Raw genomic sequence first — 12,097 nt, forward strand, 5'->3', positions numbered from 1 at the left:
TGCGTGAATTTCGTCAAGAAATTGGCAGGAGAACGGTGCAACTGCACAAGACCTGACCTCGCCCGAGCGGACCGATAAACTGCAGCCGATGCCACCCTCCCCCGTCCTGCGGATCGCCCTGCCCGTGCCCCTGCCGCAGGCGTTCGACTACCTGCCGCCGCCCGGCCATGCGCCGACCCCCGCCGACATCGGCAAGCGGGTCCGCGTGCCGTTCGGAAGCCGCGAGCTGGTGGGGGTGGTCGCATCGGTCGAGCCCCGTACCGAGGACGTGCCCGAGCTGCGCGAGGCCTTGGGGGTGCTGGACGACGCGCCGCTCGTGCACGGAGAACTGTTGGACTCCCTGCACTGGCTGGCCCGCTACACCCACGCCCCGCTCGGCGAGGTCTTCGCCACGGCGCTACCCACCGTCCTCCGCCAGGGCGAACCCCTTCCCGACACCCACGCCTGGCACTGGCGACTGACCGAGACCGGGCGGACCCAGCTCGATCGCCTGCGCGCCGGCAGCCGGCCGCGTCGCCTGGCGGACCTGTTGGCGATGGCCCCGCTGGACGAGGACGTGCTGGACCTGCACTTGGACGAAGGCCGCGCGACCGCGCGCGCCCTGGCCAAGCGCGGATTGGCGGAGCGCGTGGCCGTGCCGGTGTCCGCACCCACGCCCGTGCCCCGCGCAGGCCCGCCACTCAACGAACAGCAACGCGCTGCCGTCGATGCCATCGTCGCCACCCGCGGCTTCGGTGCGCTGTTGCTGGACGGCGTGACCGGCAGCGGCAAGACCGAGGTCTATCTGCAGGCGATCGCCGACTGCCTGGCACGCGGGCGCCAGGCGCTGGTCCTGGTGCCCGAGATCGGCCTGACGCCGCAGACCCTGTCGCGCTTCCGCGACCGCCTGGGCGTGCCTGTGCATGCGCTGCATTCGGGCCTCAACGATGGCGAGCGCGCCCGCACCTGGGCCGCCTGCCTGCGCGGCGAGGCGCGGGTGGTGGTCGGTACGCGCTCGGCGGTGTTCACGCCGCTGCCCGACGCCGGTGTGATCGTCGTCGATGAGGAACACGACGGCAGCTACAAACAGCAGGATGGCATCCGCTACCACGCCCGCGATTTCGCCCTCGTCCGCGGCAAGGCGCTGGACGTGCCGGTGGTGCTGGGGAGTGCGACGCCCTCGCTGGAGACGCTGCACAACGCGCGCAGCGGCCGCTATATCCATCTGCGTCTGTCGCAGCGCGCTGGCGAAGCCCAGCCACCCAGCGTGCGCGTGCTGGACATGCGCAAGCGCCCGCAGCAGGCAGGGTTGCTCACCGACACGCTGCAGGCGCTGCGCCAGGCCGTCGACGCCGGCGGCCAGGCGCTGGTGTTCAAGAATCGACGCGGCTACGCACCCGTACTGCTCTGCCACGACTGTGGCTGGAGCGCGCACTGCAAGCGCTGCGATGCGTCCATGACCGTGCATGGCGCCGGCAAACGGCTGCAGTGCCATCACTGTGGCGCGCGCCAGCCCGCGCCGCTGGCGTGCCCGGATTGCGGTGGCCTCGCATTGCAGCCGCAGGGCATCGGCACCGAACGGCTCGAGGAACTGCTCACCGAGACCTTCCAGGACGTGCCGGTGCTGCGGGTGGACCGCAGCACCACGCAGAAGCGCGACGGCTTGGCGCAGCAGTTGGCGAAGCTGGGCGAGGCCCCGGGCATCCTGGTCGGCACGCAGATCCTCGCCAAGGGCCACGATCTTCCGCACCTCACCCGGGTGGCCGTGGTGGGCGTGGACGAAGGGCTGTTCTCCACCGACTTCCGCGCGACCGAAAAACTCGCGCAACAGCTCATCCAGGTCGCCGGACGCGCGGGACGCGCCGGCAAGCGCGGCGACGTCTGGCTGCAGACGCACCATCCTGACCATCCGTTGCTGGATACGCTCATCAACGGCGGTTACCACGCCTTCGCCGACGCCGAACTCGAGCAACGCCGCATGGCGGGCTTCCCGCCGTTCGCGCACCTCGCGCTGCTGCGCGCCGAAGCCCAGCACGTGGATGCGGCGCAGCAGTTCCTGCAGGCGGCCAAGCAGGCACTGCGCGCACAGGACGCCACGCTCGAACTGCACGGCCCGCTGCCTGCGCCGATGCCGCGGCGCGCGGGTCTGCATCGCGTGCAGCTGCTGCTCTCCTCGCCCGAACGCCGCACGCTGCATCGCACGCTCGACCTCGCCCTTCCGCAGATCCACGCGCTGCCCGAAGCGCGCCGCACGCGCTGGTCGCTCGACGTGGATCCCATGGACCTCTACTGATGACGCCCACGCCACCCGATGCGATGACGCCCGCCCGCCGCTTGCGCAGCATCTTCAGCGGCTCGGTCGGCAATCTGGTGGAGTGGTACGACTGGTATGTCTACGCCGCGTTCTCGCTGTACTTCGCCGACGTGTTCTTTCCCGGCGGCGACCGCACCAGCCAGCTACTGAAGACCGCCGTGATCTTCGCGGTGGGTTTCCTGATGCGGCCACTGGGCGGTTGGCTGCTTGGCCGCTACGCCGACCGCCACGGCCGCAAGCGCGCGTTGATGCTGTCGGTGGTGATGATGTGCGCGGGCTCCCTCATCATCGCCTGCACGCCGGGCTATGCGAGCATCGGCGTCGCTGCGCCGGTCTTGCTGGTACTGGCGCGCCTGCTGCAAGGGCTCAGTGTCGGCGGTGAGTACGGCGCGTCGGCCACCTACCTGAGCGAAATGGCTACCCGCGAGCACCGCGGTTTCTGGTCGAGCTTCCAGTACGTCACCCTGGTAATGGGCCACCTGGTCGCACTCGGCGTGCTGATCGCGCTGCAGCGCGTCTTCCTCACCGACGAGCAACTGCGCGACTGGGGCTGGCGCATTCCGTTCGCGATCGGCGCCGTGGCGGCGCTTGTCGCGTTGTGGTTGCGCCGGAACATGGTGGAAACCGAATCGTTCGCCCGCAGCGAATCCGACGCGAGCGCTACGCACCAGCAGTCGCAAGGCACGCTGCGGGCGTTGATGCAGCATCCGCGCGCGGTGCTGGCCGTGGTCGGCCTGACGATGGGCGGCACGCTGGCGTTCTATACGTACACGACCTACGTGCACAAATTCCTCGTCAACAGCGCCGGCATGGCGGCGGAGACGGCCAGCCTGATCAACGCGTCCACGCTGTTCTTCTACATGCTGCTGCAACCGGTCGTCGGCGCGCTGTCGGACCGCATCGGCCGGCGCCGCATCCTGATCGCCTTCGGTGTGCTGGGCACGCTGTTCACCGTGCCGATCCTCAGCCAGCTGCAGAACGTGCAGAGCGCCAGCCACGCGTTCTGGCTGGTGATGGCGGCGCTGGTGATCCTGAGCGGCTATACCGCGATCAATGCGGTGGTGAAGGCGGAAATGTTCCCGGTCGAGATCCGCGCACTGGGCGTAGGCCTGCCGTATGCGCTCGCCGTGGCGGCCTTCGGCGGCACTGCCGACATGGTCGCGCTGTGGTTCAAGAAGGCCGGCATGGAAACCGGCTTCTACTGGTACGTCACTGCCTGCATCGCGTGCTCGCTGCTGGTGTACCTGTGGATGCCCGACACCCGGCGCACCTCGCTGATCGACCGCGACGCGCACTGACGGCATGCGACAATCGCCTGCGGTGACAGGAGAACAGGGCATGCAGGCAGCACTTCCCCACGTCGTCATCGTCGGCGGCGGCTTCGGTGGCCTCTGGGCCACGCGCGCGTTGGCCGGAGCGCCCGTCCGCATCACCCTGATCGATCGGCACAACCATCATCTTTTCCAGCCGCTGCTGTACCAGGTGGCGACTGCGGGCCTGTCCGCACCCGACATCGCCGCGCCGCTGCGGCACATCCTGCGCAAGCAGCAGAACGTCGAAGTACGGTTGGCCGATGTCGCGTCGATCGCGCCCCAGGACAAGCAGGTGGTGTTCGCCGATGGCAGCGCCCTCGCCTTCGATTACCTGCTCGTGGCCACCGGCGCGACGCATGCCTACTTCGGTCACGACGAATGGGCCGCGCACGCACCGGGCTTGAAGACGCTCGACGACGCGCTCCAACTGCGCCGCCACCTGCTGCTCGCCTTCGAACGTGCAGAGGCGGAAAGCGATCCGCAGAAACGCGCGGCCTGGCTCAGCTTCGCCATCGTCGGCGGCGGCCCGACTGGCGTCGAGCTCGCGGGCACGCTGGCCGAGATCGCGCGGCACACACTGAAGAACGAGTTCCGCCATATCGATCCCTCGCAGGCACGCGTGCGCCTGGTGGAAGCCGGGCCACGCGTGTTGGCATCGTTTCCCGAGGCCTTGTCGGAGCAGGCGCGCCGGCAGCTCGAAAGGCTCGGCGTTGAAGTGGCGACCGGAACGCCGGTGAGCCACATCGACGACGACGGTTACCGGCTCGGCGATACCTTCGTTCCCGCGAAGACGGTCGTATGGGCCGCCGGTGTCGCTGCATCGCCGTTGGCGCGCTCGCTCGGCGTGCCGCTGGACCGTGCCGGACGCGTGGCGGTGGAGCCCGACCTGAGCGTACCCGGCCACCCGGACATCTTCGTGGCCGGCGACCTGGCCTCCCTCAGCACCGACGGTCGTCCGGTGCCGGGTGTCGCGCCCGCCGCGAAACAGATGGGCGGGCACGTGGCGAAGGTGCTGCGCGCACGACTGGCGGGACGTCCGTCACCGGGCGCCTTCCGCTACCGCGACTTCGGCAACCTCGCCACCATCGGACGCATGGCCGCGGTCGTCGACTTCGGCCGGCTGAAGTTCTCCGGCTTGCTCGCCTGGTGGTTCTGGCTTACCGCGCACGTGTTCTTCCTGATCGGCTTCCGCAACCGGCTCGTCGTGCTGCTGAACTGGTTCTGGGCGTACTGGAGCTACCAGCGCGGCGCGCGGATCATCCTCGGTAAAGACGAAGATCAGACCGGATCGACGCGGCAGGCATAGCAGCCGCGACGCGCGTTGTGAACGTGCAGGTAGGCGACGCCCGGCAGATCGAGCAGCCGTTTCAGGTGGGGAAGTGCATCGGTGCCTTCGACCACCTCGGCATCGCGCATCACGCCCTCTTCGTCGTAAGCGCGCAGCGACAGCAGGCGCCGCGGAAACGTAGGCGGCAACGCGTCGCGGAACTCCACCGATGACGCCTTCAGGGCCGCTTCGCTGACGAAGATCGGACCGCTGGCGCGATACGGCCCGGCGACATCATGGTGGAGATAGGGAAGCAGCAACAGGGCGTCTCCCCGGCGCGCATCCTGCAGCGTGACGCGACACGGGAAGCCATGGTCGGCATCCGCGACGACGCGGCGGATGTTGCGCGCCGCCAGCGCGGCATCGTCGAGCGCGAACAGCGGCAGGAAAGGGGCGGGGGACAGGCCCCGGATCACGAACGACATGGCGTCACTCCTGTGGAAGTGACGCCATGTTGGTGTCGCACGGGCGATCCGGCTATCCGGATCTTGCGCGGTTTACTCGTCGCCCAGGGGGTACCGCTTCCCGTTCGCCATCACCAGTTCACCCTCACCGATGCGCTCGCTGTCCGCGTCCACGGTGATGAATTCGGCCTCCAGCCGGCCGGCACCCTTGCTGCCTTTCAGATCGAAGATGTAGCGCTCGCCTTCCGCCGCCCACGACGCTTCACGATCGAAGGCCGCTTCACGGATATCGCCGATGTGGCGCTTCACCACGGGATGCGCCTGCATGGCGGCGTTGGCCTGCAGGACGAAGATTCCGTCCTGTTGCGCGAAAGTCTCGGGAATGTCGCCACGCCCGGTGTCCGCGCGGGACGATGCCTGCTCGCTCGCTGTCGGCGGCTCGCCTTCGAACGCGAATTCGCGCCCGTCCGCCAAGGTCAGCACGCCCTTGCCGAGACGTTCGGTGTCCGCATCCACGGTGATGAACTCGGCCAGCAAGCGGCCGCGTCCCTTGTCGCCGGCGAGCGCGAACACGAACTCATCCGCGCCTTCCGCTTCGCTGCTGGCCGTCAGGTCCAGTTCGAACGACGACAGCGTGCCGATGTGCTGTTGCACCAGCGGATAGCGTTGCGCCGCGGCACGCGCCTGGCGGGTGAAAATGTTGTCCTGCATGTCGCCGAACAGCGACGTGTCCGCCTCATCGTCCTCGGGCTCCTCCACACCACGCGGTTCGCCTTCGAACGGCAGGCGGCGACCGTCCTGCAAGGTCAGGACGCCTTTGCCCAGGCGCTCGGTGTCGGCGCTGACGGTGATGAAGTCGGCCTCCAACGTTCCGCGCCCCTTGCTGCCAACGAGGTCGAACACGAACGCGTTCATGCCGGCCGCCGCACCGGTAGCCACTTCGTTCATCGTGAACGTGTCGATCCGGCCGATGTGTTCCTGCACGAGCGGATACCGCTGCGCGGCCTCGCGCGCTTGCCGGGTGAAGATGTCCTTGCCTTCCGCGAGCGCCGCTTCATCGTCGTGCGCGTGGTCGTGTTCGGCCTCCGCGGCGAGCGCATCGGCGTTTCCGTCGATGTCGTGCGTGGTGCCATCCGCCATCACCAGCGTGCCGGGGCCCAGGACTTCCTCGGTCGGGCTGACGGTGATGAAGCGTGCAGTGACGCGCCCCTTGCCTCGGCTGCCCATCACGTCGAACACCAGGACGTCAGGGCCCGGTTCGTCCATGCTCGCAGGCTCGTCCAGCGACACCGTGCGGATCGCACCCAGGTGTTTGGCCACGATCGGGTCCACCTGCATCGCAGCGCGGGCCTGCGCGTCGTATTCCTCGCGATCGATCCCGAAGGTGATGCGGCCTTGCGCATCCGCCGCCTTCGCTCCATCAGCGCCTCGCGCCCATGCTTCGTTCGTCGCCATGGCGCAGGTGCCCACGACGAGCCAAGCCAGCCCCACGATCCAACGCCCCTGTTTCCCCCACCGCATGCCCTGCTCCTGTGATGTCGTCGTCCGGTACGGACTGCGGCGTAGTGGATCACACTTTCGGCAGCGGATGAATCCGCCAAAACGCAAAGAGGCTCCTTGCGGAGCCTCTCGTCTTTGGCCTGCGGTGCCTGTGTCAGGCGGCGAACAGGGCCTTCATCTTCTTCAGCGCATTGGCTTCGACCTGGCGCACGCGCTCTGCGGAAATGCCGTACTCGTCGGCAAGTTCCTGCAGCGTCACCTTGCTTTCGCCATCCAGCCAGCGACGCTTGATGATGTCGCGCGAGCGGTCGTCGAGATTCGCCAGACCCTCGCGCAGCAGCTCGAGCTGGTTGTCTTCGCTGTCGGCGCGCTCGTAGGCCTGCGACGGATCCTCATCGCGTGCGACCAGGTAGCTGGCCGGCGACGGCGGCGCGTGATCGTCGTCTTCGTCGGACGGCGCATCGAAGCCGATGTCGCGCCCCGACAAACGCGACTCCATCTCAAGCACTTCGCGCTCGGACACATTGAGGTCCTTGGCGATCGCGCTGACTTCTTCCGCGTTCATCCAGCCCAGGCGGGTCTTGGACTTGCGCAGGTTGAAGAACAGCTTGCGCTGCGCCTTGGTCGTGGCGACCTTCACGATGCGCCAGTTCTTCAGGATGAACTCGTGCATCTCGGCACGGATCCAGTGCACGGCGAAGCTCACCAGGCGGACGCCCATGTCGGGGTCGAAGCGCTTGACGGCCTTCATCAGGCCGATGTTGCCTTCCTGGATCAGGTCGCCGAGCGGCAGGCCGTAGCCGTTGTAGCCACGGGCGACATGCACGACGAAGCGCAGGTGCGAGTGCACCAGTTCGCGCGCGGCGTCGAGGTCTTCATCCTCGCGGTAGCGGTTGGCGAGCTCACGCTCGTTTTCCACCGACAGCACCGGGATCTGGTGCACGGCGCTGATGTAGGCGTCGAGCGAACCCAGGGCGCTGGGGATCGGCAGATTGTTGGGGACCAGGGCGGTGGTGGAGGTGATCTGGTTCATGGGCAAGGATGTTAGCAGTCGGGGGGTTCGACTGCTAACCACATGGGAAGTTCCCTTTGTCCCACCGGTGCAACAATCCCAGGGACCCGCGGGGCGCAGAAATTTCCATTGGCTTTCAAATAGTTGGCGAATTCGAACCTTGATGCCCGGAAGCAGCCTGGAGATGGAAGGCGTTCATTCAGCTTTTGCCGCCATCGCGACAACCACAGGGGGGTGCGCTGTCGCCTGCCTCGCGAGAACGGCAGCAGCGAGGCCGTCGCCGCCCAACTGCGATGGATGGAACCCGGGGCGGAGGTAGTCCCACAAGTGCCCGATCGTGCGACGGCCCATGTGGTGGTTCGATCCCAGATGGGCGGCAGCCTGGCGGAGAGTGGCCCTGCGCCAGAACGCGCCATCCTGGACCAGCAACGCCACCGCCAGGCCCGTCATCAGCACGTAGAACAACGCGGCCGTCGTCGCCGCACCCGCAAGCCGCACCGGATAGCTCGGAGAAATCGCCTGCAGCAGGTCGAAGGCGACCGCACGATGTTCGATCTCTTCCGCGAAATGCCACTCCATCAAGTCCTTCACTCGCGGATCTGCTCTTTCGAGCATGGCCTGCGACAGAAACTCGTAACCCAAGTACGCATTGATGTGTTCGACACAGCTGACCAGCGACGCGCGCAGCCATAGCGGCGCCCAGCGATCCATCGTCTTGAAGATGGCGCGGTCCACGATCCGCTCGAAGCCTCTGTAGGCATAGCCCTGCGCATCCAGATTGTCCCAATAGCGCTTGTGTGCGACGCCATGCTGGGCTTCCTGACGGATGAAGGCTTGGCACCGCTTGCGCAGGGATTCATCCGTGATGCGCGGCAGGCACGCATTCAACGTGCGGATGTAAAACGCTTCATTGGCCGGCACCAGCACCGTGTAGGCATTCAGCAGCGAGGACACCACTTCGTTTCCCGGCAACCAGTGCTTCGGGATGTCGTACGTAAACGCCTCAACGAAGCGGCGCGGCGTGATCGATTCGTCCATGGAAACAACTCCTGTTCCAGCGACAGGCGCGCCTTCTCTACGCGAGTGAACGCACGTACATCCTGCCGGATTTCGGCGGGCCGTCAGGGCGCCAATACTGGTCAGGGCTTCGCGCTGGGCTCCGCCACCGACTGCGCTTCGCGGAGCACCCTGAGCAGGTTCTCGCCCCATATCTTTCGGACATCATCTTCACCGTAGCCCGCGGCGAGCAAACGCGCCGTGACGAGCGGCAGCGCGCCCACATCCTCCATTCCCTCCACGCCACCGCCGCCATCCCAGTCCGCCCCCACACCGACGTGATCCACGCCCGCCACCTTGATGATGTGCAGCAGGTGCGACATGTAGTCGTCCAGCGTCGCGCGCCTCACCGGATAGCGCGCTTCGATCTCCCGGCGCTCGGCAAGATACACAGGCGCGGCTTCGACGGACAGCCTGCTCTCCGGCCCATACTTATCCGAGAGCGCATCGAGCGCGGCCTCGCGCTCGGGCACCTTGGGAATGCTGACCAGATAGCCACCGAACGCGTTCACGTGGATGACACCGCCCTTCTTGGCGAGGCGTCGGATCCGGTCGTCGTCGATGTTGCGAGGATGATCGAATACCGCGTCCGCGCTGGTATGCGACAACACGATCGGCGCACGGGACACCTCGAGCAACTGGTCGAACACTGCGTCGCTGGCGTGGGATGCGTCCAGGAGGATACCCAGGCGATTCGCCTCGGCCACCAGCGCTCTACCGGCGGGACTCAGGCCGCCCCACTCAGGCCCCTTCGCATCCGTGGACGAGTCGCCGAAATCGTTGTTCAACACATGCGTGATGCCGAGCATGCGCAGGCCGAGGCCGTGATAGACCTCCAGCAAACTCGGATCAGCGGCCAGCGGTGCGGCATTCTCCATACTGATGAATGACACGCGCTTGCCGGCCTTCGCGATGCGCAACGCATCGTCCGACGTCAATGCGAGCTCCATGGCATCAGGGTGGGAAGCGAGCATCTCGCGAATAGCCACCAGCCGCGCGAGACCGTGGTTACGCGCGGTGCGCTTGCCTGCTTCGTCTCTCGCACCCTGCGCGGTATAGATCACCCAAAAGCCGCCATCCAGCCCCCCTGACTTCATGCGCGGCAAGTCGACTTGCGACATATCGCCTTCATTCGCGTGATCGTCCGCGATGTTCCAGCCGGGCCGCCCGAGGTTGGCGGGCGTATCCAAGTGCGTATCTAGGACGAGGGCATCCTCGTGCACCTGGCGAGCGTGGGCCGACACCTGCTCCGCTGCGAAGGCGCTTTGCCCTAGTGCGAAGAGAAATGCGCCGACAACCCAAGACTGCTTCATGCACCGCCCCCTGACGTGAGATGAAAGTCGATTGTTGGCGAAAGCCGCGCAAGAAAAAACCCCCAGCTTTTCAGCTGGGGGTTTTGGGGTAAAGCCCCTGGCGATGACCTACTCTTGCATGGCTTAAGCCACACTACCATCGGCGCGGCTGCGTTTCACTTCCGTGTTCGGGATGGGAACGGGTGGGACCACAGCGCTAATTTCACCAGGGAGAGGGTTGGAGCGTCGCCATCCAAGGAACGGATTAAGGCGCCAATCTCTCATAGGGTCTTGTGACGTAGCGGGCATTGGATTTTCTCTGACGATATCGTCGAGTCCAAGGCCACTTGAGGTTATATGGTCAAGCCGCACGGATCATTAGTATCAGTTAGCTCAATGGGTTGCCCCACTTACACACCTGACCTATCAACCACCTAGTCTTGATGGTTCCTTTAGGGGGCTTGTGCCCCGGGAAGTCTCATCTTGAGGCGCGCTTCCCGCTTAGATGCTTTCAGCGGTTATCGCTTCCGAACATAGCTACCCGGCAATGCCACTGGCGTGACAACCGGAACACCAGAGGTTCGTCCACTCCGGTCCTCTCGTACTAGGAGCAGCCCCTCTCAAACTTCCAACGCCCATGGCAGATAGGGACCGAACTGTCTCACGACGTTCTGAACCCAGCTCGCGTACCACTTTAAATGGCGAACAGCCATACCCTTGGGACCGACTACAGCCCCAGGATGTGATGAGCCGACATCGAGGTGCCAAACACCGCCGTCGATATGAACTCTTGGGCGGTATCAGCCTGTTATCCCCGGAGTACCTTTTATCCGTTGAGCGATGGCCCTTCCATACAGAACCACCGGATCACTAAGTCCTACTTTCGTACCTGCTTGATCCGTCGATCTCGCAGTCAAGCACGCTTATGCCTTTGCACACAGTGCGCGATGTCCGACCGCGCTGAGCGTACCTTCGAGCTCCTCCGTTACTCTTTGGGAGGAGACCGCCCCAGTCAAACTACCCACCATACATGGTCCCCGATCCGGATTACGGACCTAGGTTAGAACGTCAAGCACATCAGGGTGGTATTTCAAGGTTGGCTCCACCGAAGCTAGCGCCTCGGTTTCATAGCCTCCCACCTATCCTACACAGACGAACTCAACGTTCAATGTAAAGCTATAGTAAAGGTTCACGGGGTCTTTCCGTCTTGCCACGGGAACGCTGCATCTTCACAGCGATTTCAATTTCACTGAGTCTCGGGTGGAGACAGCGCCGCTGTCGTTACGCCATTCGTGCAGGTCGGAACTTACCCGACAAGGAATTTCGCTACCTTAGGACCGTTATAGTTACGGCCGCCGTTTACTGGGGCTTCGATCAAGAGCTTCGCCTTGCGGCTGACCCCATCAATTAACCTTCCAGCACCGGGCAGGCGTCACACCCTATACGTCCACTTTCGTGTTTGCAGAGTGCTGTGTTTTTGATAAACAGTCGCAGCGGCCTGGTTTCTGCGACCCCCCTCAGCTATAGCCCGCATGGGCCACCAAAGGGGGTGCACCTTCTCCCGAAGTTACGGTGCCATGTTGCCTAGTTCCTTCACCCGAGTTCTCTCAAGCGCCTGAGAATTCTCATCCTACCCACCTGTGTCGGTTTACGGTACGGTCTGCGTGAGCTGAAGCTTAGGAGCTTTTCCTGGAAGCGTGGTATCAGTGACTTCGTCCTAAAGGACTCGTCTCGGTGCTCGGTCTTAAAGGATCCCGGATTTGCCAAAGATCCAAACCTACCGCCTTTCCCCCGGACAACCAACGCCGGGTACACCTAACCTTCTCCGTCCCTCCATCGCACTCACGCGAGGTGCAGGAATATTAACCTGCTTCCCATCGACTACGGCTTTCGCCCTCGC

8 protein-coding genes and 2 rRNA genes (1 of these 10 only partly in view) are annotated in these 12,097 nt (G+C 65.1%); 3 read left to right on the top strand and 7 right to left on the bottom strand.

All coding sequences use genetic code 11. From position 1 onward, the window contains the following. Positions 1–88 precede the first annotated feature (88 nt). From BM365_RS09060 to BM365_RS09070, 3 genes are read left to right on the top strand one after another with little or no spacing between them, the layout of a single operon-like run. Positions 89–2,272, top strand: a complete 2,184-nt coding sequence (locus tag BM365_RS09060) for a primosomal protein N' (protein WP_093488465.1) — start codon at positions 89–91, stop codon at positions 2,270–2,272. Next, on the top strand, positions 2,272–3,591 hold the full coding sequence (locus BM365_RS09065) for an MFS transporter (RefSeq protein WP_093488467.1): 1,320 nt from the start codon (positions 2,272–2,274) through the stop codon (positions 3,589–3,591). Before BM365_RS09060 ends, BM365_RS09065 begins: the two co-directional genes overlap by 1 nt. Positions 3,592–3,631: 40 nt before the next feature. Then, a complete protein-coding gene (locus BM365_RS09070) occupies positions 3,632–4,912 on the top strand; it encodes an NAD(P)/FAD-dependent oxidoreductase (protein WP_093488469.1) in 1,281 nt (426 codons plus the stop codon). Here the strand turns inward: BM365_RS09070 and BM365_RS09075 are convergent. From BM365_RS09075 to BM365_RS09105, 7 genes are all read right to left on the bottom strand, one after another. Then, positions 4,885–5,358 carry a DUF1203 domain-containing protein gene (locus tag BM365_RS09075; RefSeq protein ID WP_093488471.1) on the bottom strand — a complete coding sequence of 158 codons (474 nt, stop codon included), beginning with the start codon at positions 5,356–5,358 and terminating at the stop codon, positions 4,885–4,887. The genes BM365_RS09070 and BM365_RS09075 overlap by 28 nt on opposite strands. A 72-nt stretch (positions 5,359–5,430) precedes the next feature. Then, positions 5,431–6,858 carry a hypothetical protein gene (locus tag BM365_RS09080; RefSeq protein ID WP_139227384.1) on the bottom strand — a complete coding sequence of 476 codons (1,428 nt, stop codon included), beginning with the start codon at positions 6,856–6,858 and terminating at the stop codon, positions 5,431–5,433. A gap of 133 nt (positions 6,859–6,991) precedes the next feature. Then, positions 6,992–7,870: an RNA polymerase sigma factor RpoH gene (gene rpoH / locus BM365_RS09085; protein WP_093488475.1), complete on the bottom strand. Its 879-nt coding sequence runs from the start codon at positions 7,868–7,870 to the stop codon at positions 6,992–6,994. Between the two features lie 174 nt (positions 7,871–8,044). Then, positions 8,045–8,887 (bottom strand): metal-dependent hydrolase, encoded by an 843-nt coding sequence (locus tag BM365_RS09090; protein ID WP_158253524.1) that lies wholly within the window; start codon positions 8,885–8,887, stop codon positions 8,045–8,047. A gap of 101 nt (positions 8,888–8,988) precedes the next feature. After that, positions 8,989–10,218 carry a dipeptidase gene (locus BM365_RS09095; RefSeq protein WP_093488479.1) on the bottom strand — a complete coding sequence of 410 codons (1,230 nt, stop codon included), beginning with the start codon at positions 10,216–10,218 and terminating at the stop codon, positions 8,989–8,991. A gap of 95 nt (positions 10,219–10,313) precedes the next feature. Beyond that, positions 10,314–10,428, bottom strand: a 5S ribosomal RNA gene (rrf, locus tag BM365_RS09100). A gap of 126 nt (positions 10,429–10,554) precedes the next feature. Next, positions 10,555–12,097: ribosomal RNA gene (locus BM365_RS09105) — 23S ribosomal RNA — on the bottom strand; it runs 1,336 nt beyond the window's last position.

This window comes from Pseudoxanthomonas sp. YR558, from assembly GCF_900116385.1.
Taxonomy (GTDB): domain Bacteria; phylum Pseudomonadota; class Gammaproteobacteria; order Xanthomonadales; family Xanthomonadaceae; genus Pseudoxanthomonas_A.

Bases quoted from the DNA above. Each gene is read 5' to 3' on its own strand.
- BM365_RS09095 (WP_093488479.1), bottom strand. From the start codon at position 10,218: ATGAAGCAGTCTTGGGTTGTCGGCGCATTTCTCTTCGCACTAGGGCAA.
- BM365_RS09075 (WP_093488471.1), bottom strand. From the start codon at position 5,358: ATGTCGTTCGTGATCCGGGGCCTGTCCCCCGCCCCTTTCCTGCCGCTG.
- BM365_RS09090 (WP_158253524.1), bottom strand. From the start codon at position 8,887: ATGGACGAATCGATCACGCCGCGCCGCTTCGTTGAGGCGTTTACGTAC.
- BM365_RS09065 (WP_093488467.1), top strand. From the start codon at position 2,272: ATGACGCCCACGCCACCCGATGCGATGACGCCCGCCCGCCGCTTGCGC.
- BM365_RS09070 (WP_093488469.1), top strand. From the start codon at position 3,632: ATGCAGGCAGCACTTCCCCACGTCGTCATCGTCGGCGGCGGCTTCGGT.
- BM365_RS09080 (WP_139227384.1), bottom strand. From the start codon at position 6,858: ATGCGGTGGGGGAAACAGGGGCGTTGGATCGTGGGGCTGGCTTGGCTC.
- rpoH (WP_093488475.1), bottom strand. From the start codon at position 7,870: ATGAACCAGATCACCTCCACCACCGCCCTGGTCCCCAACAATCTGCCG.
- BM365_RS09060 (WP_093488465.1), top strand. From the start codon at position 89: ATGCCACCCTCCCCCGTCCTGCGGATCGCCCTGCCCGTGCCCCTGCCG.